This window comes from Alitibacter langaaensis DSM 22999 (assembly GCF_003096995.1).
In the GTDB taxonomy this organism is placed as follows: domain Bacteria; phylum Pseudomonadota; class Gammaproteobacteria; order Enterobacterales; family Pasteurellaceae; genus Exercitatus; species Exercitatus langaaensis.
The window spans coordinates 35,819-62,037 of record NZ_QENU01000001.1 but is presented as its reverse complement, the minus strand read 5'-3'; the positions used below and the strand labels follow the sequence as shown (position 1 = coordinate 62,037).

Sequence of the window (26,219 nt, the reverse complement as noted above, 5' to 3'; positions counted from 1 at the left end):
TGCACAAAAGTGCGGTCGATTTTTTCATTATTTTGCAGGTGGTGGAGTTAAGATTAAGCCTTTTTCAACCGCTTCTTTATTCCACTCAGGAATGACAGTTTTGATGAACTCTTCTTTATCTTTACGTTCTTTCTCAATATCAATACCCATCACTTTCCACGCTTTTTCAGCTGTTGAAACATCTGGATATTTAATTGGTTGTTGAACACCATGTTTAGCAAGAATTACTGCTAATTTCGCACGCGCATCTGCTGCACGGTCTAAACCAGAAGCAATCACTTTTAAAGCAACATCAGGCGCATGAATATGCATACCGTGGCTTGCTGCCGCATAATCCCAACGCCATTGTGCATGACGAATAGCTTGTAACGCATCTTTCATTTCGTCTTGAGTTGCACCCGCATCCCATGCCGCTTTTGCTTCAAAGTGCGCTTTAACAAGTTGATCCTCAAGTTTAACCAACACATCTCTCACGTCTGCTTTATGTTGTTCTACAGTTTTCACCATAGTTTCTTTGCTTTGATCGTGACAACGAGCACAAGTGTTTTCAAAGTTATCTTTGGCAGGGTTACCAACCACTTGGTGATCGGTATAAACTTTACCATCTTTGTCTTGTGTTTTCGCCATATGACAATCAACACAGGTTACCCCATTTTTACCATGAGTACCCATTGACCAAGCTTCAAAATCTGGATGTTGCGCTTTTAACATTGGCGCTTTAGAAATTGAGTGAGTCCAGTCAGAGAAGTTGATTTCATCGTAGTATTTTTCGATGCTATCTACATCACGGCCTTTATACCAAGGGAAAACCACATTATTCACCCCTTCGGTTTTATCGAAGTAGTATTCTACGTGGCAGTTTGCACAGATTGCCGCACGTTGATCTGTACGGTCAGAAGTTGCAAAGTTTTTACCTACCGCATCTAATGCACGTAATACGTGTGGACGAGCAATACGTAATGCAGGTTTGCCGTCTTTAAATTCTTGAGATTTAGTATCATGGCAGTCTGCACAACCGATACTGTTGACCACTTGCGCCCCTTCTCTTGCCCATTTACCCGAGAAATAGCCTTCTTCGCCAAGTTCTGAAATTAAACGTGCAACATCTGGGCCTTTACATGTCCAACAAGCCATTGGTTGTGGGCCTGAATTCGCATCTTTTGGTGCGCCTGTACGTAAAATATTACGCACATCAGTAACGGTATAGAAGTGACCGCGTGGTGAGTTAAATTCTTTTGCAAAAGCATATCCACCCCAAAGTACGATCATACGCGGATCATCTTCGACTTCGCGGTGAAATTCAGTTTGCTCCGCTGTTTTTGCCCATGAATTGTATTGACGTGGGAAATCTTTCGCGAATTTTTCATTCACAGTATCCACTTTTAATTCAGGATTTGGTTTAGCTAATTCAGCCTTAGTTGGCGCGCGTTTTGCCGCCGCATCAGGTAAAGGTTGTTGCAATTGCTCCGCTTTTTCGTGCGTAGTTTGAGGATAATCTTCCGCTGACGCTGAATTTACCATTGCGAAACCTAAACCAATCATCGCTAATGATGATAGTGTCTTTTTGAGCATGTTCACGGTAATCACTCCATTCAAAATAAAATGTGTATCTACAAAAATATCTTAATCACACATATTGATGTCGGAATTGTGTCACTAAAATAAAAATGGCAATCAGGTCTGTTATACGCAAAGGATTGCGCGCTTTGAGAAGACCTTTTTTACGCCTTATATTTTCTAGGGTTATTTTGCCACAAAAAATACCCACAAAGGGGTATTCAGACAAAACTTTGATATAGATCACGAGAATAAAAAACGGAGAACATATATTCTCCGTTTATTTTATATTGAAAGGCAATTATTTCACGAGTTCACCGCTAGCTTGAAGATCTGCATGATAAGAAGAACGCACAAAAGGCCCACAAGCTGCATGTTCAAAGCCCATTTTCTCGGCTTCAACGCGGAACATATCAAATTCTTCTGGTGGCACATAGCGTTCCACTTTTAAATGATGGCGGCTTGGTTGCAAATACTGTCCAATCGTTAGCATAGTGACACCATGATCACGCAAATCGCGCATCACTTGCAAAATTTCTTCATTTGTTTCCCCTAAACCCACCATCAAACCAGATTTAGTTGGAATATCAGGAAACTCTTGTTTAAAGATTTTTAACAATTCTAATGACCAATTATAGTCAGCACCTGGACGCACTTCACGGTATAAACGCGGCACATTTTCCAAATTGTGGTTAAATACATCAGGGGGATTTTGTTTTAAAATCGCCACAGCTTGTTCCACACGGCCACGAAAATCTGGCACTAAAATCTCTACTTTACATTCAGGATTCAACGCTTTAATTTCACGCACCGTTGCAGCAAAATGAGCTGCACCACGGTCGGCTAAATCATCACGGTCAACAGAAGTAATCACCACATATTTCAGTTTCATATCCTGCACAGTTTCTGCTACTTTACGCGGTTCGTCAGGATCTAATGGCAACGGTTTTCCATGAGCCACATCACAGAACGGGCAACGGCGCGTACAAATCGCCCCCATAATCATAAATGTTGCCGTGCCATGATTGAAACACTCATGTAAATTCGGGCATGACGCTTCTTCACAAACTGAGTGCAAACCATGGCGGCGCATTCCGTTCTTGATCGCATCGATTTTCGCTGAACTGGCAGGCAATTTGATTTTCATCCACGAAGGTTTTTTCAACAATTCCTGATCGGGATCGATATTGCGCACTTGAATAATCGATGTTTTAGCGGCATCGCGGTATTTCACACCACGTTCCATTTTAAATGGCGTACTCATAAAGTTTTCCTAAATAGTAAAATTGAAAGTAAACTCAAAAAAAGTTTAAATGTTAAAAATTTGTTGAGTATTATAACCTAAAATTTTAACAACGTGAGCAACTAATTTAGGGGATACCAAATCGCAATTTACCTGTGCTGGCTCAACAAAATCCGCAAGCTGACACATTTCTAATCCCGCATAACCGCAAGGGTTAATATTGTGAAATGGGGAAAGATCCATATTAATATTTAATGCCAATCCGTGGAACGAGCAGCCGCGGCGAATACGCAATCCAAGAGAGCAAATTTTTTTCTCTTGCCCATTTACATTCACATATACCCCTGGCGCATCTGCTTTCGGATAGGCTGAAACGCCATAATCAGCCAAAGTTTGCACCACAGATTGCTCAAGTGCGGTCACTAATTGGCGAACATTTAGATCCTTGCCTTCGGCTTTTTGGCGTTTAATATCAATCAGCACATACATAATCTGCTGACCTAAACCATGATAGGTAATTTGCCCACCACGATCAGATTGCACCACAGGAATGCTAGTTGGGTTAAGCAAATGCTCAGGTTTACCAGCTTGCCCTTGCGTAAACACCGAAGGATGTTGTACCAACCAGATTTCGTCGGGCGTATTTTCATCACGATTGTCAGTAAAATCCTGCATTTTCTGCCAAACGGTTTCATAATTTTGTGTGCCAAGTTGGCGAATATTTAATGAAATCATGCTTACAGCACCATTCTTACGCCTTCAATTTTTGCCAATTCGGCGTAAAGTGTTTCCACTTGTTCGATATTTTCAGCAATAATGTCGATTGAAACTGAGCTATAAGTCCCTTTTGAACTGATATGCTCACGAGGGTTGTAATCACCTTTGGCATATTTTTGGGTTACCGCAACAACATCATCAATCAAATCTTGACGATTTTTACCCACCACTTTGAATGTGAATGGGCAAGGAAATTCAAGTAAATCCTTAAGCTCTTTTTGTGGAATATCATTTAAATTAAATTCGCGCGTTGATACTGCCATAATATGTTCCTTAAAATAGAGAAAAAAATCACCGCACTTTGGGCTCTTATAAATAAGTAAAGTGCGGTCAATTTTGAGAAAGTTTTGCTGATTAATTCTGAACAAAACGTCAATTAATCAAATAAGCTTTTCACGGTTAAGACTAACCAATCCCAACCTTTTCCAATAAAGCCAGCTTCGCCTACATCTTTCATTATTTGAAGATCCACGTTCGCCACATCTTTACCATCAAGGCTGTAGATCACTTTACCGATCACTTGACCTTTAGCCAATGGCGCTTCAAGATATTTTTTCTCAAATTCCATTCTTGCTTTTAAGTCCGCTTGGCGACCTTTAGGCACAGTGATAAAGCCATCTTGTAACACGCCTACTTCTACATCGCCCGCATCACCATAATACACAGGGCGTTCTGCTACTGTTTTATTGGCTTCTAAGGTTTTGAATGTATCGAAACTGTTAAAGCCCCATTGCAATAATTTTTTGCTTTCAACTTCACGGCCTTTATATGTTTTCACACCCATCACCACAGAAATTAAACGCATATTACCAGCATTGGTTGCTGAAGCCACTAAGTTATACCCTGCTTGGCTTGTGTGGCCTGTTTTCATGCCGTCCACATTCATGGTTTTATCCCATAATAAGCCATTACGGTTAGGTTGTTTAATTTTGTTAAAGGTGAAGTCTTTTTCTGCGTAGATTTTATATTCATCTGGCAAATCATGAATAATATGACGTCCAATAATTGCCATATCACGTGCAGAAGAATATTGATTTGGATGATCTAAACCATGGGGCGTTTCAAAATTAGTATTTTTCAGACCAAATTGTTGCACATATTTATTCATTAAGGCGACAAATTGCTCTGTTGAACCCGAAATATGCTCTGCCATCGCCACACAAGCATCATTACCAGAGACGATAATAATACCGTGATTTAAATCCGATACTGAAACCTGTTGATTAAGATTCAAGAACATTTTTGAAGAATCGGGGAAATTTTTGCCCCAAGCGCTCTCATCAATCGTGACCATATCATTGGCATGGATTTTACCTTGTTTAATCGCATCTCCGATAACATAGCTTGTCATCATTTTGGTTAATGAGGCAGGATATTGGCGCTGATCCGCATTCATCGCAGCTAACACCGCGCCCGAATTATAATCCATTAAAATATAGGTTTCCGCATTGACCTGTGGAGGCACCATTGTTGGAAATGCGACATCATCTTGTGCATTCGCCATAATTGGAAATGCAGCCATACTTGCTAATGCGACAATTTTTGTTTTTTTGAGAGTTGTTGAGAACATAAATCCTGCTTATTCTTCTACAATGTTATTATTAGTTACGAGCCAGATATAATTTTTCAACTTTTACATATCCAGTTCCATTTGCTACCATGCCTAATTCAGAGGCGGCAGCTTTTGATAAATCAATAATGCGTGAACTATGGAATGGACCACGATCATTAATTTTTACCACCACTTTACGATTATTACGCGTATTGGTTACCAATACGTAACTTCCTAATGGTAAAGTGCGGTGCGCAGCGGTTAATTTATTTGAACGATATATTTCACCACTTGCTGTGCGGCGTCCGTTAAATTTGTTATGGTAATAACTCGCCTGCCCCTTTTTTTCATAATGGTTTGCCTTTTGGCGAGGCTGTGTCGTAAAGGTTTTACCATCCGCACTATAAGTATTACTCTCTAATCTTGTCAAGGCTTGTGTATGTGTTACCGTGGGACGGTTCGTTGTTTTTTTCGCTTCAGCATGCGAAGTGCAAGCTGTTAAATATAAGGCGAAAAGTGCGGTTAAAAAACGCTTTAATTTAGTCATAATTTAATCTCAAGTTTTGTCTTTCGCTTTCTAAGAACTCAGAAAACAAAATTAGTTCCCTTGGGAATAAAGGGTACGTTTGTGGGTGTGAATTGACATAATTAAGCCAAATCCAGCCATAAGCGATACAAATGACGTGCCGCCATAACTAATCATCGGTAATGGTACGCCAACAACAGGCAAAATACCACTCACCATTCCGATGTTCACAAAAATATACACGAAGAAAATCAAGGTTAGCGAGCCTGTTAAAATACGACCAAATGCCGTTGGCGCTTGCACACCGATCATTAATCCGCGAGTAATAATAAAGAAATAGATCGTGAGCAAAATAATCACGCCGATCATTCCGTGTTCTTCACTTAATACAGCAAAAATGAAGTCTGTATGGGGCTCTGGCAAAAATTCTAGCTGCGATTGCGTGCCGTGCATCCAGCCTTTCCCGAGAAGCCCGCCTGAGCCAATCGCAATTTTCGATTGCAAAATATGATAGCCTGCGCCCAAAGGATCTTTTTCAGGATCGAGCAAGGTTAATACCCGAGTACGTTGATAATCATGCATCAAATACAACCACATAATTGGGATAAAGGCTGCTACGCCCACCACAGCAAGACCAATTAGCCACCAATTCATGCCCGCTAAAAATACCACAAATATGCCCGAAGCACTAACTAAAATCGATGTTCCTAAATCAGGCTGAATAGCAACAAGCAATGTTGGGAAAACGATTAATAGCAATGAAATTATGGTGTCTTTCAAACTAGGCGGCAAAGTTCGGTTGCCTAAATAGACAGCGACCATCAATGGCACCGCCAATTTGACAATTTCTGAGGGTTGAAAGCGGATAATCCCTAAATCCAACCAACGCTGAGCCCCTTTACTCGTAGTCCCCACTAGATCAACTAGCACCAACAAAATGATCCCGACAATAAAAAGGTAAGGGCCAATACTCTGATAAAAGCGCGGTGGAAATTGCGCCATTATTATCATGACCGCAAAACCTAATACCACTTGAATAATGCGATTGCGGAACATCACTTCACTGGCACCCGAGGCGCTATAAAGCACAATCAAACCATAACCAGAGATTATGATTAAACCGAGTAACAACCAAAAATCAAGGTGTAATTTTCCCCAAATTGTGGAAACTAATGATTTTTTCTCATTCATCTTTTATCTTCCGTTGGTTGATCTACGGGCATTGGTGCATCTAACGCTTGAGAATTTTCCACAGCCCCACCATTAGGGTTACTAGATGCAGGATTATTTTGCTCTGCAGCCATCAATTTTGGCAAACGTTCATTCAAATAGAAATCCATAATACGCCGAACGACAGGTGCGGCATTACTCGAGCCACCACCCGCATTTTCTAAAATAATGGAAACCACGACTTTAGGATTTTCATAAGGGGCAAAAGCGGTAAACCATGCGTGGTCATGCAAAAATTTCTTCAGATTTGCCGCATTGTATTTTTGCCCTTCTTTTAAGCTAAATACTTGCGCTGTACCTGATTTCCCTGCGGCAATATAAGTGGTTCCAGCAAACGCCTTACGCCCTGTACCGCCAGCAGAATTAATTACCCCAAACATTCCCCGTTTAGCCGCACTCCAAGCCGCTGCATTAGGTTCTTTAATATCATCATATAACAAAGGATCTTTATAAGGTTCTATCGTTGAACCATGGGTTTCCTTCATTAAATGCGGGGTATTCACTTTCCCATTATTCACTAATATCGTGGTTGCTTTCGCCAATTGTAACGGGGTGGCTGTCCAATATCCTTGTCCAATACCAACTGGAATTGTATCCCCCATTACCCACGGTTTTTTATAGCGTTTCTGCTTCCACTCACGGCTCGGCATAATCGCAGAAGTTTCTTCTTGAATATCAATGCCCGTTGGCATACCAAAACCAAAGCGTTTCATCCAAGATGATAGACGATCAATCCCCATTCGATAGGCAACGGTATAGAAATAAGTATCTGAGGATTCCGTAATGGCTTTTTGCAAATTCGTTGGGCCATGCCCTGATTTTTTCCAGTCGCGGAATTTTTTACTGGTATTAGGCAATTGGAAATAACCGGGATCAGAAATCGTCCAATCTGGCGTAATGACCCCTTCTGTTAGCGCCGCGACTGACACAAAAGGCTTAACCGTAGAAGCGGGCGGATAAGCACCTTGCGTAGCACGATTATACAATGGGCGATCTTCATCATTCAGTAAGCGGCGATAATTTTCCCCAGAAATGCCTCCAACAAACAAATTATTGTCATAACTTGGGCTGGACACCATCGCAAGCACACTGCCGTCTTTCGGATCGATCACAACGGCGGAGCCTTTTTGATTGCCAAGTAATTCCGCAATATATTGTTGCAACGGCAGATCAATGGTCAAATACACGCTTTTTCCAGCCACGGGTGGCTGTTCACTCAGTTTGCGAATCACCTTGCCGCGGCTATTGATTTCCACTTGCTCAAAGCCAGCGCTGCCATGTAATTGTTCTTCATAGAAACGCTCAATACCTAGTTTGCCGATATCTGTGGTGCCAGAATAAGCTGCTTCTTTATTTTCATTTTTCAAACGTTCCGCATCTTTATCATTTATTTTCGCCACATAGCCTAAAATATGGGTCATTGGCTCGCCATATAAATAATGACGTTTAAAATAAGGGCGCACATCAAGCCCTTGATAGTTATATTGAATTACCGAAAATTTTGCAATTTGCTCTTCTGTTAAATCGGGTTTCAGCAAAATCGGGGTAAAACGTGTAGAACGGCGGCGTTCCTTTTTGAACTGTTCAATATCTTCGTCTGTTAACCCAACTATCGCGCGTAATTCTTCCAAAGTGCGGTCAAGATTTTCCACTTTTTCCGGCACAATATACAAACCAAAGAAGGTAAGATTTTCTGCTAACAAGGTGCCGTTGCGATCATAAATTAAGCCACGCGTTGGCGGCACAGGGAGCAATTTAATACGATTACCATTAGAACGCGTTTGGTATTTGTCAAACTCGCTTACTTGCAAGTGATACAAATTCATCATAAGAACAGCGGTTAGCACTAAAGTGCCGACGAAGGCAACCAACGCGCGGCGCGCAAATAGGTTCCGCTCCGATTTATTATCTCGGATCGGCTCGTGCTTAGGAGCTGAAAATAATCTTCTTAAGAGCGCCACGTTGGTTTATTCTCGATGATAAGGATGATTGGTTGTGAGCGACCACGCACGATAAAGACTTTCAGCGACCACCACGCGCACCAAAGGATGTGGCAATGTGAGCGGAGATAATGACCAACTTTGCTCCGCTGCGGCTTTACATTCTGGCGATAGCCCTTCAGGCCCGCCAATTAACAAACACACATCACGCCCGTCATTTTTCCAAGACTCTAATTGTTGCGCTAATTGATGGGTTGTCCAAGGCTTGCCCGGAATATCTAAAGTCACAATTTTACCTTTGCCACAAGCAGCCAGCATCGCTTTGCCTTCTTGTTCCAAAATGCGTGCGATATCTGCGTTTTTGCCACGCTTGCCTGCCGCAATTTCGATCAATTCAAAAGGCATATCTTTAGGGAAACGGCGTTGATATTCTTCAAAACCTATTTTCACCCAATCTGGCATTTTTGTACCAACGGCAATAAGTTGTATCTTCATAAAGTGCGGTTAAAATCTTGATAGTTTTTGGGTTATGCCCATAATTTTTCAAGCTGATACATATCACGGCTTTCTTGTTGCAAGATATGAACAATCGCTTGACCAAAATCCACCACAACCCAATCTGCGGTAGTTTTGCCTTCTTCGCCAAAACTTTCAAAACCCGCTTGTTTGCTTTCATCAATCAGTTTTTGCGCTAAAGAGGCAACGTGGCGGCTGGAGGTTCCCGTACAAATAATCATGCTATCGGTGATAGATGATTTACCACGCACATCAATATGTTGAATGTCCGTGGCTTTTAAATCATCTAATTTTTCCATTAAAAAATCGACTAAATTCATTTTCTATACTCTCCCTATTAAAAACGCGAGATTCTATCATAAAAATCCCGCGCTATAAAATTCGCATTAACGCCTTATTCTGGCGTAATCCATTTTACCGAATAACTCCCCGTGCCTTCAGGCACTAATACTTTCACTAAATACGGGAGAATTTTTTTCATCTGAGCTTCTAATTGCCACGGCGGATTAATCACGATCATACCACTTGCCGTCATTCCTCGCTGATCGCTATCTGGGCGTACGGCAAATTCAATTTGCAGAATTTTACGGATTCCCGTCGCTTCTAACCCTTTCACAATCCGTTTAGTTTGTTGGCGTAACACCACGGGATACCAAATCGCATAAACCCCTGTCGCAAAGCGTTTATAGCCTTCTTCAATGGCTTTTACAACCAAATCGTAATCTTCTTTTAGCTCATAAGGTGGATCGATTAATACCAACCCACGGCGCTCTTTAGGCGGTAACGTGGCTTTCAGCTGTTGAAAACCGTCATCACGTTTTGTTTGTATATTGTCAAATCCTTTAAAATTATTACGCAATAAAGGGAAATCCGTTGGGTGCAATTCTGTCAATAACGCACGATCTTGCGGGCGTAACATTTGAGCGGCGATGAGTGGTGAACCTGCATAATAGCGCAATTCTTTTCCGCCATAGTTCACCTTTTTAATTTGCGCAATATAGCGCGCCACTTCTTCGGGCAAATCATCACGTTGCCATAAACACCCAATACCTTCGGCGAACTCGGCTGTTTTTTCCGATTCTTCGCTAAATAAACGATAACGCCCCACGCCCGAATGGGTATCAAGATAATAAAAGCCTTTTTCTTTTTGCTGTAAACTTTCGATGATCAGCATTTGCACAATATGTTTAATCACATCTGCATGATTGCCTGCATGAAAACTATGACGATAACTTAACATTGATATTCCTTAAAAAATTGAGTAAAAATCAACCGCACTTGGGGAAATACAAAAGTGCGGTCAAATTTCAAAAAGTTTTAGAACAATTCTTGTTGCGAGCCATCAGGGGCTTTGCCCAAGCGTTCTTTTAAGCCAGGTGGCACATAATAGCCAGGGCCGGTGACGGCTTTTTCTTGAATATACACACGTTTAGGTTCCGTACCTTTAATGAAATATTCTAACTTGCCGCCGCCATCAGAAGATAACAAACCAGAGCTATAATCGATACGTTTTTCCATAATATTCGCAGGCACTGGCAATTGGCGTTCTGGAATATCGCTTAAGGCTTCTTTCATATAAGCAATCCAGGCTGGCATTGCCGTTGTTGCCCCTGCTTCACCTTTGCCTAAAACATATTTATTGTCATCAAAGCCCACATAAATTGCGGTGGTGATATTGGCGCCAAAACCTGCATACCAAGCGACTTTTGAGCCATTTGTTGTCCCTGTTTTGCCACCAATATCAGCACGTTTAATTTGTTGAGCCATACGCCAACTAGTACCTTTCCAGCCCAAACCTTGTTCGCCATAAATTGCCGTATTTAACGCGCTACGAATTAAAAATGCAAGTTCTCCGCTAATCACACGAGGCGCATATTCGACGGTGGAAGCGGCGGTTTTATCCTTCACCATTAGGCTCACATCATCTTCTTTTAATGCCCCACTTTTCACTTGGAATTCAGGAAGGTCCGCATTTTCTGTTCCTGCATCACTCACTTCTTCGCCATTGGTTTTATCATCGGTTTTCGCTAGATTATCTGTGGATAATCCCTGAGCAGAATCGGGAATTTGGAAACCATCAACTTTCTCATTAGTCGGCCCATAAACTGTTGCGATATCATCACAAGCTGGGCAAGCAATTTTCGGATTAGCCACAAATAATTCCTTGCCGTTGTTATCTACAATTTTATTGATGATATAAGGATCGATTAAGAATCCGCCATTATCAAACACCGCATAAGCACGCGCCATTTCTAATGGTGTAAATGACGCCGCCCCTAACGCCAAGGCTTCACTCGCAAAATATTGATCACGTTTAAAGCCAAAACGTTGCAAGAAATCTGCTGTAAATGAAATTCCTGCCATTTGCATCGCACGAATGGCGATCATATTTTTTGACTGCCCTAATCCCACGCGTAAACGCATTGGTCCGTCATAACGATTTGGCGAGTTTTTCGGCTGCCAGTCTTTTTGCCCTGCTTTTTTAATCAAAATTGGCGAATCTTGCAATACGCTAGAAAGAGTCAAGCCTTTTTCTAAAGCAGCGGCATAAATAAATGGCTTAATCGAAGAACCCACTTGCACCAACGATTGTGTTGCTCGGTTAAATTTACTTTGCTCAAAGCTAAAACCGCCCACAATCGCTTCAATCGCCCCATTATCTGAGTTCAGCGACACTAAAGCCGAATTAACACTTGGGATTTGCCCCAATATCCATTCGCCATTATTACGTTGACGCAGCCAGATTTGCTCGCCGATATGCACGCCTTTTTTGCCAGCAAAGCGAAGTGCGGTCGAATTTAGCGTCATTTTTTCGCCAGAAGCCAATAATACGTCTGCGCCGCCTTTGCTCATTGCGACAATCGCTGCGGGCACAAAAGGCGCGGAATAAGGCAATTTATGCAAGGCATCAATAATTTTTTCTTCATCCCACGCAGTTTCACCTTTTTTCCATAACACCGCGGCACCACGATAACCATGGCGCATATCATAATCAATCAGATTATTAATCACCGCTTTTTGAGCCGCTGCTTGGTCTTTTGAAAGCACGGTAGTATAAACTTGATAGCCGCTGTTATAAGCCACTTCTTCCCCAAAACGTTTCACCATTTCTTGGCGTACCATTTCGGTGATGTAATCAGCACGAAATTCTAATTGCGCGCCGTGATAACTGGCAACAATAGGCTCTTTCAATGCCGCATCATATTCAGCTTTAGTGATGAAATTCATCTCCAACATACGCCCTAACACCACATTACGGCGTTCTTCTGCACGTTTTAATGAATAAAGCGGGTTCATTGTGGAAGGCGCTTTTGGTAAACCTGCAATGACAGCCATTTCAGAAAGGGTTAAGTCTTTCAAATCTTTACCAAAATAGGTTTTAGCCGCTGCGGCGACACCATAGGAACGATAACCTAAATAAATTTTATTGAGATAAAGCTCTAAAATTTCATCTTTATTTAATGTATTTTCAATTTCAATCGCCAATACCGCTTCTTTGGCTTTACGAATAATGGTTTTTTCGGGCGTTAAGAAAAAATTACGGGCTAGCTGTTGAGTAATGGTACTCGCGCCCTGCGATGCGCCGCCTTTTGAAATCGCAATCCCTAACGCACGCACGATACCAATTGGATCTAAACCATGATGCTCATAAAAACGGCTGTCTTCTGTGGCTAAAATAGCGTTGATCAGCTGCTTAGGCACATTTTCTAGTTTAACGGGAATACGGCGTTGTTCGCCCACTTCGCCAATTAACTTTCCGTCAGCCGTATAAATTTGCATCGGCTGTTGCAGTTCAACAGTCTTCAGACTTTCCACATTCGGTAAATCCGATTTCAGGTGGGCATAAAATAATCCAGCAGCCACACAACCTAAAATCACTAAAGTTAATAGGCTACTCAGTATTAATTTTGCGATCTTCATTCCAAAATTCACTCTTTGTTAATGCGATAAATAAAAAAATTAGAAATACTTCAACCCATAAGTATATAGCCTTTAAGGCGATTACGCGAAACAAAAAATCATTCAAAAGGAAAATAATATGAAAAAAACGAACGTAGTTATGCCCATTGGAATTTGGTTACGCGACAACAAAGTCGAAGCTGTTTGGCTCGAAAAACCGCAATGGGCGCGCAATAAGCCACAAATTAATCCCGCGCCAGAAGCGCATTCCGCCACATTGCCGCTGATGCCACAAGTAAATTTGCCACAGCGCATTATGCGTGAAATGACCGTGCCGATTAAGCCACAAAGAACAAATTTGCTGTTTATTTCGGCGATTCTGCCCAATTTTGTATGGGAACGTAGCATTGTGGTGCCACAAAAGTTATCCGATCAAGAATGTGCGCAACAATGCCAACATTTACTGGCTTCGGAATTGCCTGTTTCTCTTGATAAAGTATGGTTTGATTATCACGCCACGCCACTTAAACAGGGCACATTAATTGAGATGTCAGCGGTATTAATTGAACATGCCAAAGCGCATATGGAAAAATTTATGCCGTTCAAAATCCATGTATTAGATAGCGTGAGCCACGCTCTTAGCCGTGCTTTCAACCATATTAAATCCGATTTGCCCAATGATGTGTTATATCTCTATGCAGATGATGATTATTGCATCGCATTTCAACAAAAAGGCTACGATTTCAACATATTACAAAATTCTGGCACAGATTTGACCGCACTTTTTGAGCAATATTGCTCTCGTTTCGATACCAAGCCTGAAAATGTCTGTGCTTATGTTCGTCATGACTCTGAAAAACACCAACAGGAATTTGCCCAACGGGGATGGATACATTGCCAAACGGATTTGCCGATGATCGCCTTGGGGCTTGCCTTGTGGAATGTACATGCTTAGCCAATAGGACAACCCCATGAACTTGCTGCCTTGGCGTCAACAGCAATTTGAATCGAAAAGCCGTGTAATACTGATGAAAACCAGTATTACACTCGGCTTAATTGCCTGCTGTGAGTTCGGGCTTTTTTCGTTAAACCAACAGCTGGCACAAACCGTTAATGAACAAAAAGCACAAGTGCAACAACAGCAAACTGAGCTTAGCCAACTTGCGTTAGAAATCAATAAATTACGAAAAGAAATGCCCGCACAAGAAAAGCAACAACCGATGACCAATGAAAAGGTTTTTAACGCCATAATTGCCTTAAATGAATTTCCGCAGATTCAAGGGGAAATTCATCAATTTGCTTTAACCGAACGCTATACATTGCTGCAAGGAAGCACTACCGACCAACATGAATTTAAACCATTACACCTCTATTTAAGCCAATATTTTCCGCAAATTCAGATTACTGAATTTTTGCCACAACAAAATGGCGCATTATCTTTCACCTTTGAACAGGGAGAAAAACCATGAATTGGGCTTTTTTCAACAATCCTAATAACCTTTGGGGAACATGGGTGAATGCCACTTCATGGCAAAAAAGTGCGGTCATTTTTTGCTTTATTTTACTGTGTTGTAGCACACAATTATTTTCAGCGTTAGAACAATGGCAGCAAAAATCTGAGCTGGAGAAAACCCTTCAACAACAGCTCGAACAAAAACAACACCAGCAACGGATCTTTCAAAGCTTAAAGCAAAAAATATCGCATAATTTAACACCATTGCTGGCTCAACGAGTGGCTGAAATTAATCAGCAAATTCAGCAGCTAGCCAATAAATTAAGCCTTGAAAATCCACAATGGCGATTTCAAACCAATCCTATGCTCACATTGCATATTTATGGGCATTTCCCAGAATTATGTCAATTTTTGACCGCACTTTTACAACTCAATCAATTCAAACTGTTGTCGTGGCAGATTAACCAATTAGAGAGTGAAGAACGTGATGACACGCAATCGATTTATAGCCAATTAATTTTGCAACTAGAAAAGGAAAAATAATGAAAATCTGGATTTATGCGCTGTTATTTTTCGCGCCATTGAGTTTGGCTAACAATGCTGACCCCTTTAATAAAACCAATCGCCAAACCGCCCCAAACGCAGCATTAACCAATCGGGCTTCACTGTGTAATCTCAATCAGTTTGCCATTGCTGAACACAGCCCATTTAAACAACTTCGGTTAATTGGCGTGCTTATCAGTCAAGAGAGTAGTGAAAGTTTATTTATGAATGAACAGCAACAAATTTTCAGCGTAAAAAAAGAAGAATTTATCTCCGAACAAAAACTCCAGCTGATTGAAATAAGCAAACAAAAAGTGGAACTTCTACAATGGAAAGCGAATTGTGAGAAGCCTGAAAAAATCATTCTTAAAATTTAAGGAATGCGATGAAATTTCTACAATACTTAACCAAGTGCGGTCTATTTTTTCTGTGTTTTATGCTAAGCGCGCAGGCAGATAACAAGGTTTTTTCCTTACGTTTAAAGCAAGCACCATTGGTGCCTACATTACAGCATTTAGCCGCAGAGCAACACATCAATCTACTCATTGATGATGAACTGGACAGCACGATCACCTTGCAATTAGAACAAACCGATTTAGATCAGGTATTACGCTCGGTGGCGAAGATCAAACAGTTAAATTTGTGGCAAGAAAACGGCATTTATTACCTGAATAAAATGGATAACAATGCTAAATTTGCGATGCCAATGAATACACCTGAAATAGCAGGAAACTTCGCTGAAGTTAGCCCGATGAGTACGGAATCCAATATAGAAACGGCAACCATTAAACTGCATTATGCGAAAGCCTCTGAAGTGATGAAATCGCTCACCGCAGGAAATGGTGCGTTGGTTTCTGACTTTGGGCGATTAACGTTCGATGATCGCAGCAATGTGCTGATTGTGCAAGATAGCAATAAATCCATTCGTAATATTCGCAAATTAGTTGCCGAATTGGACAAACCCATTGAACAAATTGCGATTGAAGCGCGCATTGTGACGATCAATGATGAAAGTTTGCGAGAACTGGGTGTGCGTTGGGGAATTTTTGAACCTGCGTCAGCAAGTCATCGTGTGGCTGGCAGTCTTGCCGCCAATGGTTTTACTGATATTAGCAATCATCTTAACGTCAATTTTGCAACAACCACAACGCCTGCGGGATCGGTTGCACTGCAAGTCGCTAAAATCAACGGGCGACTTTTAGACCTAGAATTGACCGCACTTGAGCAAGAAAAAAACGTAGAAATTATTGCAAGCCCAAGATTACTCACCACAAATAAAAAAAGCGCCAGTATCAAGCAAGGAACAGAAATTCCTTATGTAGTCACTAATGGCAAAAATGATACCCAGTCAGTGGAATTTCGTGAAGCCGTGCTAGGGCTGGAAGTAACACCGCATATTTCACATAATAATGCCATTCTTTTAGATTTGATCGTGAGCCAAAATTCCCCGGGCAATCGTGTTTCCTATGGCGAAAATAGCGAAGTTGTTTCTATTGATAAACAAGAAATTCAAACGCAAGTTTTTGCCAAAGACGGCGAAACCATTGTGCTTGGCGGCGTGTTCCACGATACGATAACCCAAGGTACGAACAAAGTTCCTGTGCTTGGGGATATTCCTTGGTTAGGCAAATTATTTAGCAATAAGAGTGAGCGCCATCAAAAACGAGAATTGGTCATTTTCGTTACACCTCGCATTCTTAAAAATGGGGAAACCTTAGAGCAATTACAGAAAAAAGAAGGCTTGCAAAAGGGGAAATTTTTAACGCCTCAAAGTGCGGTCAAGAATTCTGCTAAAAAATCATAAGATAGATCAAGTTTTAGCGAATTTACCAAAATTTTTGTAGAGCCTAACCCTTTATTGGTGTAATCTTACCGCGTTAAATTTTATCGGATTTTATTATTTAAATTAAAGGTGATACCAATGCTAAAAAAAATTGCAGTCTTAACCAGTGGTGGTGATGCACCAGGCATGAATGCGGCAATTCGTGCGGTTGTTCGTTCAGCATTAGCTGAAGGTTTAGAAGTATACGGCATTTATGACGGATATCTCGGCTTATATACCAATAAAATCGAAAAGCTAAATCGTTATAGCGTGTCAGACATCATCACAAAAGGTGGCACATTTTTAGGCTCTGCACGTTTCCCAGCGTTTAAAAAACCGGAAGTACGCGCAAAATGTGCGGAAATTTTACGTTCACATGGCATTGATGCTTTAGTAGTCATCGGTGGGGACGGTTCATATACAGGTGCAAAATTATTAACCGAAGAACACGGTTTCCCATGTATCGGCTTGCCAGGCACCATTGATAACGATATTCCCGGCACTGACTATACTATCGGCTATCAAACCGCATTAGAAACGGCGGTAGATGCAATTGACCGTTTGCGTGACACATCTAGCTCACACCATCGTATTTCTATCGTAGAAATTATGGGGCGCCACTGCAGCGATTTAACGGTTTCTGCAGCGATTGCAGGTGGTTGCGAATACGCGATTGTGCCTGAAGTGAATTTTAGTAAAGAAGAGCTCATTCAACAAATTGAACGCAGTTTCCAAGACGGCAAACACCACGCATTAATCGTGATCACTGAGCTGATTACTGATGTCCATCAATTAGCGAAAGATATTGAAGCGCGTGTAGGTAATGAAACTCGCGCAACTGTATTAGGACACGTTCAACGTGGTGGTTCTCCTTGCGCCTTCGACCGTATTCTTGCTTCTCGCATGGGAGCGTACGCAGTGGAATTATTGCTCAAAGGCGAAAAAGGTCGTTGTGTAGGGATTCAACGTGAAGAACTCGTTCACCACGATATTATTGAAGCTATCGACAAAATGCGCCGTCCGTTTAAAGCAGAATTATTAGAAGTATCGAAAAAATTATTCTAATTCAATGTGTTAAATGTATGGTAAAAAATCCACGTTAATACGTGGATTTTTTTATTGGCTCAAACTTACGCTAATAATTGTCATAAAAAAACCGCACAAGGGAGAACCAAAGTGCGGTCAATTTTTGCAAAATTTCTAATTATTTCGCACAGCCACAGCCTGTTGCGGCTAATTTTTTCTCGAAACGTTCTGCAGCAAAATCCCAGTTCACGACATTCCAGAATTCTTTAATGTAATCTGGACGACGGTTTTGGAATTTTAAGTAGTATGCGTGCTCCCATACGTCTAATGCGATTAATGGATAACCTTCGCAACCTGCAATGTCTTTACCCATTAATGGCGAATCTTGGTTAGCTGTTGAAACTACCGCTAATTTGCCATTTTCTTGTAATACTAACCATGCCCAGCCTGAACCGAAACGCGTTGCTGCCGCTTTCTCAAATTCAGCTTGGAATGCTTCAACTGAACCAAAATCACGCACGATCGCATCTTTTAATGCACCTTGTAGCGTCGTGCCTTTTTTCAAGTTTTTCCAGAAGAAAGTGTGGTTTGCGTGGCCACCAACGTTATTGCGTGCTGCAGTTAATTTATCAGCTGGCACTTGGCTCAATTTAGTTAAGAATGAGCCTGGGCAACCTTGCGCTGCTAATTCCGCTAATTCTGGTGAACTTTCTAATAATGCGTTTGCATTATTCACGTAAGTTTGGTGATGTTTGCTGTGGTGAATTTCCATTGTTTGCGCATCGAAATGAGGTTCTAATGCGTCATAGGCATAGCCTAATTCTGGTAATGTGTAAGCCATAAAATTTCCTTTTGTGTGGTAGAAAGAGCATTCAGTTTAGCAGTAAATTTGATTTAGATCATCTTTTTTAACCAAAAACCAGCCATAAAATGCGTCATTTTGCCTATTTATTTAATTTGCGTTTCGATGATACCGCCACCAAGACAAATTTCGCCTTGATAAAAGACCGCACTTTGCCCTGGGGTGACGGCAATTTGTGGTTCATCAAAAATCACTTTGATTGTATCATTGTCAATCGGGATAATTTCGCATGGAATATCCGTTTGGCGATAGCGCGTTTTGACCGTGCAGCGCACAGGTTGGCAAATAGGTTGACGATCCACCCAATGCAATTGGCTTGCAATTAAGCCAGTGGAAAGCAAAGCGGAATTGTCATGTCCTTGAGCAACCACTAACACATTGTTAATCAGGTCCTTTTCCACGACATAAAAAGGTTCTTCACTAAGCCCTTGCACTCCGCCAATGCCTAATCCTTTGCGCTGACCGAGAGTGTGATACATCAAGCCATCATGACGCCCCACTACTTTGCCATCAACGGTGTGAATTTCTCCCGGTTGGGCTGGTAAATAGCGGGCAAGAAAGTCTTTGAATTTGCGTTCGCCAATAAAACAAATACCCGTAGAATCTTTTTTCTTGGCGGTCACTAATCCTAAATCTTCCGCAATCGCACGCACGATAGGTTTCTCAATGTCGCCAACAGGAAATAAACTTTGCCCGACTTGTTTATGGCTTAATGTGTATAAGAAATAGCTTTGATCTTTGTTATTATCCAAACCACGCAATAACTGCGCGTTCTCATCTGAACCACGGCGACGCACATAATGTCCTGTGGCAATATAGTTTGCGCCTAAATCTTCTGCGGCATATTCCAGAAAAGCTTTAAATTTAATTTCTTTATTACATAAAATATCGGGGTTTGGGGTGCGCCCAGCTTTGTATTCAGCGAGAAAATGTTCAAACACATTATCCCAATACTCTGCCGCAAAATTGATTTTGTGTAAGTGGATGCCGAGTTTGTCACATACGGCTTGCGCATCCGCCAAATCCGCTGCCGCAGTGCAATAATCCGTGTCGTCATCTTCTTCCCAGTTTTTCATAAACAGACCTTCAACTTGATAACCTTGCTGTTTCAAAATAAAGGCTGAAACTGAAGAATCCACGCCACCGGACATACCGACAATCACTTTTTTCTTCGCATTCTCTGCAAGTTGTTCTGGTGTGAGTTTAGGGAAGTGTTGCTCATAAGTCTTTGAGCTTAAATTTGTTTGTGTGGTCATCATTCTCCCGTAACTTCGGTTAAGGCGAAGCACTTGTTGATATTAATATAGACGCTAGGAAATCCTGCCCATAAAAATATTGAGCAGAAATTTTCTAATTTTTAGTGATTATTTTACTTCGTAAAATTGATCTGAATCTTTTTTAAAGCGGTCAAGTTCTGAAGCATCCGCTTCGCCTTTTGCCACTTTTTCTTTAAGGTTGTCGCAAGGCTCTTCACAATCGCACACTTTCTTCATGCCGAGTGCAGTAATGCCGCCACAGCTGCCTTTAATGGATTTTTTCTTAATGATATAACCGAGTGACATACCCAAGATCACGAGAATAAAAATACCAAATGTAGCTAAAAATACTTTCATTATTCATCCTTATTTTGCATTGATGATTTTTTCAAATTCTGAAGACATTTTTGTTTCAAAACCATTGTCCGTTTTTTCAATTAAATAGACAGCAAGATGCTCTTTTTCTGCAATTTCAAGCGCCTTTTTTTCGCCTAGCACAAATAACCCTGTGGATAGCCCATCTGCCGTCATCGAACTCGGGTGTAATACTGTAATTGAGGCTAAATGATGCTGAATAGGTTTACCCGTTTTCGGATCGATTTCATGGGAAAAACGCTGGCCATTTTCTTCGAAATAAATGCGGTAATTGCCCGATGTTGCCATGGCAAGATCTCTTAAACCGATCACCTGCTCAATAGAGCGAGAGCCGTCAAAATTAGGTTTTTCAATGGCAATTTGCCAATCCTTGCCTTCGATATTTTTGCCTTTAGCACGGATTTCGCCGCCGATTTCCACCATATAATTTTTAGCACCGATTTGCTCAATGGTATTAGCGACTTGATCGACACCAAAACCTTTCGCAATGGAGGAAAGATCAATGTAGAGTTGAGGCATGCTCTTTTCAAGGCTGAATTTGCCTTTATTGTTAATTAATTTAAGTTTGTCTATGCCAACCCAAGCACGGCGTTCGGCTAATTGTTGTTCTGTTGGCTGTCTTTCTAGGCGTTTTTCGGGTCCAAATCCCCATAAATTCACGACTGGGCCTACGGTCACATCTAATGCGCCTTCAGTCACTTTATTCAGGCGAATAGCTTCTTGCACTACTGTGGCAAGATCGGAAGAAATTTCAAAAGGTTGATTAATGTTGGTAAATTGATTGAAACGGCTAAGTTCTGAATTTTTATCATAGGTGGACATTTTAGCGTTCACATCTTTTAGCACCATTTCAATTTTGGCATGAACTTTTTCTTTATCTATGTCCAAATCGCCATTATCAATATATTTAATGTGATAGGTTGTGCCCATGGTTTTTCCCATAAAAGACACAATTTCAGGATCTTTATTGCAAGCAGTTAAGGCAAAAAGTGCGGTTAAAATTAGAAGAATTTTTTTCATATTGCGTAGCAGCGTAACAGATACGCCCAATTCCTATTTGGTTTCAGAGCGCATATTTTACGCCCCTAAAAATCATTATGTTAATAAGCATAAACGGTCAAATTCACAAATATTTGCAAATTTGACCGCACTTTTAAAGCTGTAGAATGTTAGGATCAACCACCAAAGTCATCTAATAAGATATTTTCGTGTTCAACACCTAAATCTTCTAACATTTTGATTACAGCTGCATTCATCACTGGAGGCCCACACATATAGTATTCACAGTCTTCTGGCGCTTCATGATTTTTCAGATAGTTTTCATAAAGCACGTTGTGAATGAAGCCAGTGTAACCCGTCCAATTATCTTCAGGCAATGCATCTGAAAGCGCTACATGCCATTCAAAGTTATCATTTTCAGCTGCTAATTGGTCAAAGTCTTCTTGATAGAAGATTTCACGTTTAGAACGCGCACCATACCAGAATGACATTTTACGTTTAGATTTCAAACGTTTTAATTGGTCAAAGATATGTGAACGCATTGGCGCCATACCAGCACCACCACCGATGAAGACCATTTCGTTGTCAGTGTCTTTCGCGAAGAATTCACCAAATGGACCCGAAATTGTCACTTTATCACCCGCTTTCAATGACCAAATATAAGATGACATTTGACCCGGTGGAACATCAGGATTACGCGGCGGCGGCGTTGCAATACGCACGTTAAGCATAATGATTCCTTTCTCTTCTGGATATGAAGCCATTGAGTAAGCACGGATAATATGCTCATCCACTTTTGACGTATAACGCCATAAGTCAAATTTATCCCAATCTTCATGATATTCTTCTGGAATATCGAAGTCTTTATAATGAACAGTGTGCGGCTCAGCTTCGATTTGAATATAACCACCAGCGCGGAACGGTACTTCTTCACCTTCAGGGATCGCTAATTTAAGCTCTTTAATGAAAGTGGCTTTATTATCGTTAGAAATAACCGTACATTGCCATTTTTTCACGCCGAAGATTTCTTCAGGAAGTTCAACATCCATTGAAGATTTTACGTTCACTTGGCAAGCTAAACGCCAACCTTCTTTTGCTTCTTTTTTCGAGATATGTGAAAGTTCAGTTGGTAAGATTTCGCCACCGCCTGATTTCACTTGCACGCGACATTGACCACATGAGCCACCACCACCGCAAGCAGAAGAAACGAAAATGCCTTTGCTTGCTAAAGCGCCTAATAATTTACCACCAGCAGGCAACGTAATGCCTTTTTCTGGGTCATTATTAATTGAGATGGTGATGTCACCACTATCCACTAATTTAGATTTGGCAATCAAAATGATCACAGCTAACACAAGGACGATAGCCGTGAATGCGCCAATACCGAAAATAAAATTACTATCCACGATATGCTCCTTATAATTGAATGCCTGAGAATGACATAAAGCCTAATGCCATCAAGCCTACTGTGATGAAAGTAATCCCTAAACCACGTAAACCTGCTGGAACATCAGCATATTTCATTTTCTCTGTTAAACCAGCGAGGGCAACAATTGCCAACATCCAACCTGTACCAGCACCGATACCATATACCACAGATTCTGTGAAATTATATTCACGTTGAACCATGAATGATACCCCACCAAAGATCGCACAGTTTACAGTGATTAATGGCAAGAAAATACCTAATGCGCTGTAAAGTGAAGGTACAAATTTATCAAGGAACATTTCCAAGATTTGGACTAATGCCGCGATAACACCGATGAATGTGATGAAGTTTAAGAAACTTAAATCCACCCCTTTCACTAATGCGCTTTCTTTTAAAATATGCGTATAAACCACTTGGTTGACGGGTACTGCAATTCCCAATACGACGATAACTGCGATACCTAAGCCGAACGCAGTTGAAACTTTCTTAGACACCGCAAGGAATGTACACATACCAAGGAAGAAAGAAAGTGCCATGTTCTCAATGAACACAGACTTCACAAATAAACTAATGTAATGTTCCATTGATTATTTCTCCTGCTGTGCTGGTTTCCACGTTCTTAAGCCCCAGATAAGGAATCCGATGATAAAGAACGCACTTGGTGCTAATAGGAATAAACCATTTGCTTGGTACCAACCGCCATTTTGAATAGTTTCAAATACGGTGACACCAAAGATTTTACCTGAACCAAGAAGCTCACGTAAAAAAGCGACAATAAGTAAAATCGCACCATAACCTAGACCATTACCGATACCATCCACAAAGCTCTCAAGTGGCTCTGATTTCATCGCAAAGGCTTCTGCACGTCCCATTACGATACAGTTAGTAATAATCAAACCAACGAATACCGATAATTGTTTTGAAAGGTCATAAGCATAAGCACGTAAAACTTGGTCAACAAGAATTACCAATGACGCAATAATTGCCATTTGTACAATGATACGAATGCTATTTGGAATATAGTTACGAATCATTGAGATAAACATACTTGCGAATGCAGTAACTAAACTTACTGCAATCGCCATTACTACCGCAGTTTTTAACTGAGTGGTTACCGCAAGCGCAGAACAAATACCAAGGATCTGTAAAGCAATTGGGTTGTTATCAGCAATCGGCGATAACAATAAACTTTTAAGATTGTTGCCAGCCATTAGTTCGCTCCTGCTGTTGCTTTAAATTTTGCTAAGAATGGACCAAAACCATTTTTACCAAACCAATATTTGAATGAGCCATTCACACCATTTGAGGTCAATGTTGCACCAGATAGGGCATCAACACCATGCTCTTTATCTGCAGACGCATTTTTGCCTACAGTCAAAGCCACTTCGTTTTGGTCATTAAATAATTTCTTACCAACAAAGAGTTTTTGCCAGTTAGGGTTTGCAATTTCGCCACCTAAACCTGCTGTTTCACCTTGTTCATAATAAGTAATACCATTAATGGTGTCTGCATCAGGTTGTACCGCAACAAAGCCATACATAATTGACCACAAACCATTACCATACATTGGCAATACAACTTGGGTAATTTTGCCCGCGTCATCTTTTACTAGATAAACTTCAGCAAATTTTGCCCGTACTTTGATACCAGCTTTATCATCTTCAGGTGCAATTGCTACACTTGTCGCAGGATCTTTGGCTGCTGCTTTTGCATCAAAGTTAGTCATACCATCAACGTAATCACCTGTTGCTAAATCAACGATTTTTGGTTCGATGAATTTTGCATAGGTTTCTCGAACATTCGTGCCTTCATGCATTAAGCCTGCTGCGATAAGAATGTTCTTTTGTTTATCAAGCTGTTTTTGAATCTCTTGAGTTGGTTTTAACAACACCGCAGCGCCTGCTACGATTAGAGAACAGATTAAGCTTAACAACACCACGACGGTTAAAGTACCGCCAACGCTATCTTTATTAAATTTAGCCATTATGCAGTTCTCGCTTTTCTACGTTTGATGTTGCCTTGAACGACTAAGTAGTCGAAGACTGGCGCGAATAAGTTAGCGAATAAAATTGCTAACATCATACCTTCTGGATACGCTGGGTTTGCTACGCGAATAATCACCGCCATGACACCAATCAACGCACCATACCACCATTTACCTTTATTGGTGAATGACGCTGAAACAGGATCGGTTGCCATAAAGAACATACCTAATGCGAAACCACCAAGCACTAAGTGCCAATGCCACGGCATAGAGAATAATGGGTTAGTGTCTGAACCGATAAGGTTGAATAGGGTTGATGTAATCACCATACCTAAGAAGACACCGGCGATAATGCGCCATGAAGCAATACGTGCAAACACGATAATCGCTGCACCAATCGCTAACATGAGCGTAGATACTTCGCCCATTGAACCTGGGATATTTCCTAAGAAAGCATCCATCCAAGTAATAGGTTGACCTGTCGCTACATGTCTTAATGCGCTTTCGCCACCTTGCGCCCATTGTGAAAGCGCTGTCGCACCAGAGAAACCATCTGCTGCAGTCCAAACTAAGTCACCTGAGATTTGTCCTGGATAAGCAAAGAATAAAAATGCACGCCCTGCAAGTGCTGGGTTCATAAAGTTTTTACCTACACCACCAAAGACTTCTTTTGCGACAACTAAGCCGAAAGAAATACCCAATGCAGCTTGCCATAATGGCAATGTTGGCGGGACGATTAAAGCAAATAAAATGGTTGTTACAAAGAAACCTTCATTAACTTCGTGACCACGCACGATAGCAAACAATAATTCCCAGAACATACCCACCGCGAATGACACAATATAAATAGGCAAGAAGAATGTTGCACCTAACAACATTTTGCTACCCCAACCGCCATTCTCGAGATCAGCGCCTAATGCCTGCGCTAAAGAATAATGCCAATCATTGGCTACCACTTCAGTTAAGTTACCTAAACTCGCCACAGCAGCAAAAGATTGTCCACCGACATTGTACAAACCATAGAACAATGCTGGGAACAATGCTAACCACACAATGATCATCATACGTTTTGAGTCAATCGCATCACGGACATGTGTTGTTGATTGCGTTGCTGTGCCTGGGGTATACATCAATGTGTAAACAGACTCAAAGAGTGGATACAATTTGGCATACTTACCACCAGGTAAAAACGCGGGCTCCATTTTTTCAAAAAGATTTTTTAAACCCAT

27 protein-coding genes are annotated in these 26,219 nt (G+C 41.1%); 6 read left to right on the top strand and 21 right to left on the bottom strand.

All coding sequences use genetic code 11. The annotated features are described in order from the left end of the window. Positions 1-27: 27 nt before the first annotated feature. The 12 genes from nrfA to C8D76_RS00280 form a co-directional block, all read right to left on the bottom strand. Positions 28-1,572, bottom strand: a complete 1,545-nt coding sequence (nrfA, locus tag C8D76_RS00335) for an ammonia-forming nitrite reductase cytochrome c552 subunit (RefSeq protein WP_116630852.1) — start codon at positions 1,570-1,572, stop codon at positions 28-30. Between the two features lie 286 nt (positions 1,573-1,858). Next, positions 1,859-2,821 (bottom strand): lipoyl synthase, encoded by a 963-nt coding sequence (gene lipA / locus C8D76_RS00330; RefSeq protein WP_116630851.1) that lies wholly within the window; start codon positions 2,819-2,821, stop codon positions 1,859-1,861. Positions 2,822-2,866: 45 nt separating this feature from the next. Continuing rightward, positions 2,867-3,535: a lipoyl(octanoyl) transferase LipB gene (gene lipB / locus C8D76_RS00325; RefSeq protein WP_116630850.1), complete on the bottom strand. Its 669-nt coding sequence runs from the start codon at positions 3,533-3,535 to the stop codon at positions 2,867-2,869. Between the two features lie 2 nt (positions 3,536-3,537). Then, positions 3,538-3,840, bottom strand: a complete 303-nt coding sequence (gene ybeD / locus C8D76_RS00320) for a DUF493 family protein YbeD (RefSeq protein WP_116630849.1) — start codon at positions 3,838-3,840, stop codon at positions 3,538-3,540. A 113-nt stretch (positions 3,841-3,953) separates the two neighbouring features. Further along, positions 3,954-5,081: a serine hydrolase gene (locus C8D76_RS00315; RefSeq protein ID WP_423802736.1), complete on the bottom strand. Its 1,128-nt coding sequence runs from the start codon at positions 5,079-5,081 to the stop codon at positions 3,954-3,956. 97 nt (positions 5,082-5,178) lie between these two features. Next, positions 5,179-5,676 (bottom strand): septal ring lytic transglycosylase RlpA family protein, encoded by a 498-nt coding sequence (locus tag C8D76_RS00310; RefSeq protein ID WP_116630847.1) that lies wholly within the window; start codon positions 5,674-5,676, stop codon positions 5,179-5,181. Between the two features lie 51 nt (positions 5,677-5,727). Continuing rightward, positions 5,728-6,846: a rod shape-determining protein RodA gene (gene rodA, locus C8D76_RS00305; protein WP_116630846.1), complete on the bottom strand. Its 1,119-nt coding sequence runs from the start codon at positions 6,844-6,846 to the stop codon at positions 5,728-5,730. Then, on the bottom strand, positions 6,843-8,846 hold the full coding sequence (mrdA, locus tag C8D76_RS00300; protein WP_116630845.1) for a penicillin-binding protein 2: 2,004 nt from the start codon (positions 8,844-8,846) through the stop codon (positions 6,843-6,845). The genes rodA and mrdA overlap by 4 nt, the downstream gene beginning before the upstream one ends. Before the next feature lie 6 nt (positions 8,847-8,852). Next, positions 8,853-9,320: a 23S rRNA (pseudouridine(1915)-N(3))-methyltransferase RlmH gene (gene rlmH, locus C8D76_RS00295; protein WP_116630844.1), complete on the bottom strand. Its 468-nt coding sequence runs from the start codon at positions 9,318-9,320 to the stop codon at positions 8,853-8,855. Between the two features lie 32 nt (positions 9,321-9,352). After that, positions 9,353-9,661, bottom strand: a complete 309-nt coding sequence (rsfS, locus tag C8D76_RS00290) for a ribosome silencing factor (RefSeq protein WP_116630843.1) — start codon at positions 9,659-9,661, stop codon at positions 9,353-9,355. Between the two features lie 74 nt (positions 9,662-9,735). Continuing rightward, positions 9,736-10,581 (bottom strand): 23S rRNA (adenine(2030)-N(6))-methyltransferase RlmJ, encoded by an 846-nt coding sequence (locus tag C8D76_RS00285; RefSeq protein WP_116630842.1) that lies wholly within the window; start codon positions 10,579-10,581, stop codon positions 9,736-9,738. A gap of 77 nt (positions 10,582-10,658) precedes the next feature. Further along, a complete protein-coding gene (locus C8D76_RS00280) occupies positions 10,659-13,262 on the bottom strand; it encodes a penicillin-binding protein 1A (RefSeq protein ID WP_116630841.1) in 2,604 nt (867 codons plus the stop codon). Between the two features lie 118 nt (positions 13,263-13,380). Between C8D76_RS00280 and C8D76_RS00275 the strand changes: the two genes are divergently transcribed. From C8D76_RS00275 to pfkA, 6 genes are all read left to right on the top strand, one after another. Next, positions 13,381-14,196 carry a pilus assembly protein PilM gene (locus tag C8D76_RS00275; protein WP_116630840.1) on the top strand — a complete coding sequence of 272 codons (816 nt, stop codon included), beginning with the start codon at positions 13,381-13,383 and terminating at the stop codon, positions 14,194-14,196. A 16-nt stretch (positions 14,197-14,212) separates the two neighbouring features. Beyond that, positions 14,213-14,710: a hypothetical protein gene (locus C8D76_RS00270; RefSeq protein ID WP_116630839.1), complete on the top strand. Its 498-nt coding sequence runs from the start codon at positions 14,213-14,215 to the stop codon at positions 14,708-14,710. Next, positions 14,707-15,237: a competence protein gene (locus tag C8D76_RS00265; RefSeq protein WP_116630838.1), complete on the top strand. Its 531-nt coding sequence runs from the start codon at positions 14,707-14,709 to the stop codon at positions 15,235-15,237. The genes C8D76_RS00270 and C8D76_RS00265 overlap by 4 nt, the downstream gene beginning before the upstream one ends. After that, entirely contained in the window at positions 15,237-15,614 is a 378-nt protein-coding gene (locus C8D76_RS00260; protein WP_116630837.1) for a pilus assembly protein PilP, read from the top strand. The genes C8D76_RS00265 and C8D76_RS00260 overlap by 1 nt, the downstream gene beginning before the upstream one ends. Positions 15,615-15,622: 8 nt before the next feature. Then, complete coding sequence (locus tag C8D76_RS00255) at positions 15,623-17,041, top strand: type IV pilus secretin PilQ (RefSeq protein WP_116630836.1); 1,419 nt, start codon at positions 15,623-15,625, stop codon at positions 17,039-17,041. A 117-nt stretch (positions 17,042-17,158) separates the two neighbouring features. Further along, a complete protein-coding gene (gene pfkA / locus C8D76_RS00250) occupies positions 17,159-18,124 on the top strand; it encodes a 6-phosphofructokinase (RefSeq protein WP_116630835.1) in 966 nt (321 codons plus the stop codon). Between the two features lie 139 nt (positions 18,125-18,263). Here the strand turns inward: pfkA and sodA are convergent, their stop codons facing one another. The 9 genes from sodA to C8D76_RS00205 form a co-directional block, all read right to left on the bottom strand. Beyond that, positions 18,264-18,926, bottom strand: a complete 663-nt coding sequence (gene sodA, locus C8D76_RS00245; RefSeq protein ID WP_116630834.1) for a superoxide dismutase [Mn] — start codon at positions 18,924-18,926, stop codon at positions 18,264-18,266. Positions 18,927-19,033: 107 nt separating this feature from the next. After that, complete coding sequence (gene mnmA / locus C8D76_RS00240) at positions 19,034-20,203, bottom strand: tRNA 2-thiouridine(34) synthase MnmA (protein ID WP_116630833.1); 1,170 nt, start codon at positions 20,201-20,203, stop codon at positions 19,034-19,036. Positions 20,204-20,311: 108 nt separating this feature from the next. Beyond that, positions 20,312-20,560: a (Na+)-NQR maturation NqrM gene (nqrM, locus tag C8D76_RS00235; RefSeq protein WP_116630832.1), complete on the bottom strand. Its 249-nt coding sequence runs from the start codon at positions 20,558-20,560 to the stop codon at positions 20,312-20,314. 9 nt (positions 20,561-20,569) lie between these two features. Continuing rightward, the gene (locus C8D76_RS00230; protein WP_116630831.1) at positions 20,570-21,598 is read right to left on the bottom strand and encodes an FAD:protein FMN transferase; all 1,029 of its coding nucleotides are present in this window, start codon (positions 21,596-21,598) and stop codon (positions 20,570-20,572) included. A 155-nt stretch (positions 21,599-21,753) separates the two neighbouring features. After that, positions 21,754-22,983, bottom strand: a complete 1,230-nt coding sequence (gene nqrF, locus C8D76_RS00225; RefSeq protein WP_116630830.1) for an NADH:ubiquinone reductase (Na(+)-transporting) subunit F — start codon at positions 22,981-22,983, stop codon at positions 21,754-21,756. A gap of 10 nt (positions 22,984-22,993) precedes the next feature. Continuing rightward, positions 22,994-23,590, bottom strand: coding sequence for an NADH:ubiquinone reductase (Na(+)-transporting) subunit E (nqrE, locus tag C8D76_RS00220; RefSeq protein WP_116630829.1), 597 nt, complete (start codon positions 23,588-23,590; stop codon positions 22,994-22,996). A gap of 3 nt (positions 23,591-23,593) precedes the next feature. Then, on the bottom strand, positions 23,594-24,217 hold the full coding sequence (locus C8D76_RS00215) for an NADH:ubiquinone reductase (Na(+)-transporting) subunit D (protein WP_116630828.1): 624 nt from the start codon (positions 24,215-24,217) through the stop codon (positions 23,594-23,596). After that, positions 24,217-24,990, bottom strand: coding sequence for a Na(+)-translocating NADH-quinone reductase subunit C (locus C8D76_RS00210; RefSeq protein ID WP_116630827.1), 774 nt, complete (start codon positions 24,988-24,990; stop codon positions 24,217-24,219). The genes C8D76_RS00215 and C8D76_RS00210 overlap by 1 nt, the downstream gene beginning before the upstream one ends. Further along, positions 24,990-26,219, bottom strand: coding sequence for an NADH:ubiquinone reductase (Na(+)-transporting) subunit B (locus tag C8D76_RS00205; protein WP_116630826.1), 1,230 nt, complete (start codon positions 26,217-26,219; stop codon positions 24,990-24,992). The genes C8D76_RS00210 and C8D76_RS00205 overlap by 1 nt, the downstream gene beginning before the upstream one ends.

Coding starts and splice junctions, on each gene's coding strand:
- nrfA (WP_116630852.1), bottom strand. CDS start 1,572: ATGCTCAAAAAGACACTATCATCATTAGCGATGATTGGTTTAGGTTTC.
- lipA (WP_116630851.1), bottom strand. CDS start 2,821: ATGAGTACGCCATTTAAAATGGAACGTGGTGTGAAATACCGCGATGCC.
- lipB (WP_116630850.1), bottom strand. CDS start 3,535: ATGATTTCATTAAATATTCGCCAACTTGGCACACAAAATTATGAAACC.
- ybeD (WP_116630849.1), bottom strand. CDS start 3,840: ATGGCAGTATCAACGCGCGAATTTAATTTAAATGATATTCCACAAAAA.
- C8D76_RS00315 (WP_423802736.1), bottom strand. CDS start 5,081: ATGGCGAATGCACAAGATGATGTCGCATTTCCAACAATGGTGCCTCCA.
- C8D76_RS00310 (WP_116630847.1), bottom strand. CDS start 5,676: ATGACTAAATTAAAGCGTTTTTTAACCGCACTTTTCGCCTTATATTTA.
- rodA (WP_116630846.1), bottom strand. CDS start 6,846: ATGAATGAGAAAAAATCATTAGTTTCCACAATTTGGGGAAAATTACAC.
- rlmH (WP_116630844.1), bottom strand. CDS start 9,320: ATGAAGATACAACTTATTGCCGTTGGTACAAAAATGCCAGATTGGGTG.
- rsfS (WP_116630843.1), bottom strand. CDS start 9,661: ATGAATTTAGTCGATTTTTTAATGGAAAAATTAGATGATTTAAAAGCC.
- C8D76_RS00285 (WP_116630842.1), bottom strand. CDS start 10,581: ATGTTAAGTTATCGTCATAGTTTTCATGCAGGCAATCATGCAGATGTG.
- C8D76_RS00280 (WP_116630841.1), bottom strand. CDS start 13,262: ATGAAGATCGCAAAATTAATACTGAGTAGCCTATTAACTTTAGTGATT.
- C8D76_RS00275 (WP_116630840.1), top strand. CDS start 13,381: ATGAAAAAAACGAACGTAGTTATGCCCATTGGAATTTGGTTACGCGAC.
- C8D76_RS00270 (WP_116630839.1), top strand. CDS start 14,213: ATGAACTTGCTGCCTTGGCGTCAACAGCAATTTGAATCGAAAAGCCGT.
- C8D76_RS00265 (WP_116630838.1), top strand. CDS start 14,707: ATGAATTGGGCTTTTTTCAACAATCCTAATAACCTTTGGGGAACATGG.
- C8D76_RS00260 (WP_116630837.1), top strand. CDS start 15,237: ATGAAAATCTGGATTTATGCGCTGTTATTTTTCGCGCCATTGAGTTTG.
- C8D76_RS00255 (WP_116630836.1), top strand. CDS start 15,623: ATGAAATTTCTACAATACTTAACCAAGTGCGGTCTATTTTTTCTGTGT.
- pfkA (WP_116630835.1), top strand. CDS start 17,159: ATGCTAAAAAAAATTGCAGTCTTAACCAGTGGTGGTGATGCACCAGGC.
- sodA (WP_116630834.1), bottom strand. CDS start 18,926: ATGGCTTACACATTACCAGAATTAGGCTATGCCTATGACGCATTAGAA.
- mnmA (WP_116630833.1), bottom strand. CDS start 20,203: ATGACCACACAAACAAATTTAAGCTCAAAGACTTATGAGCAACACTTC.
- nqrM (WP_116630832.1), bottom strand. CDS start 20,560: ATGAAAGTATTTTTAGCTACATTTGGTATTTTTATTCTCGTGATCTTG.
- C8D76_RS00230 (WP_116630831.1), bottom strand. CDS start 21,598: ATGAAAAAAATTCTTCTAATTTTAACCGCACTTTTTGCCTTAACTGCT.
- nqrE (WP_116630829.1), bottom strand. CDS start 23,590: ATGGAACATTACATTAGTTTATTTGTGAAGTCTGTGTTCATTGAGAAC.
- C8D76_RS00215 (WP_116630828.1), bottom strand. CDS start 24,217: ATGGCTGGCAACAATCTTAAAAGTTTATTGTTATCGCCGATTGCTGAT.
- C8D76_RS00210 (WP_116630827.1), bottom strand. CDS start 24,990: ATGGCTAAATTTAATAAAGATAGCGTTGGCGGTACTTTAACCGTCGTG.
- C8D76_RS00205 (WP_116630826.1), bottom strand. CDS start 26,219: ATGGGTTTAAAAAATCTTTTTGAAAAAATGGAGCCCGCGTTTTTACCT.